Source organism: Bartonella sp. PS7NMGDW, assembly GCF_042193585.1.
GTDB classification, from domain to species: Bacteria; Pseudomonadota; Alphaproteobacteria; order Rhizobiales; family Rhizobiaceae; genus Bartonella; species Bartonella grahamii.
Map to the genome: position 1 here is coordinate 1 of NZ_JBHILX010000140.1, position 505 is coordinate 505.

The following is a 505-nucleotide window of genomic DNA, read 5'->3' on the forward strand; positions in this document are numbered from 1 at the left end:
TTCTCTCCATGCGTCGCTACAAAGGCATGTGCTGTGTCGCTCCAATTCAAGGAATCACTCTTTGCTTCAGAAATATCTTTGCTAATTTCATTCTTAATATTCGTAAGAGAATTATTCACATTCGCGAAAGAAGTTCCTACACCAGCAAACGCTGTTGCTACATCATGATACTCTTTATCTTCTGTTTTGCCATCTTCCTTCACGCTCTTAACTGTGAATGTAGGCGCACTCCAAGTTCCATTCTCATACTTAGCTTTACCACCTAAAGACTTCGCAACACCGCTCCCTAGTGCATATAGCTGGTTACCCGCTACAGCATCACTTGAGTCTCTAGTTATAGATCCATTGGCAAGCGATGTTATCTTGCTGCTTGCATTCTCTTCACCATGCGTCGCTACAAACGCACCTTTATGATCATTCCATAATAACGCATCATCTTGAATACCTTGGGAAACTTCATCTACCTTTTTATCAAAATCCTTAACGGCATTTGATAAATGATCAT

Annotated in this window: 1 pseudogene; it reads right to left on the minus strand. The window is 40.8% G+C overall.

The window, feature by feature from the left end:
- A pseudogene (locus tag ACFIKJ_RS09760) lies at positions 1–505 on the minus strand (hypothetical protein); the annotation flags it as partial.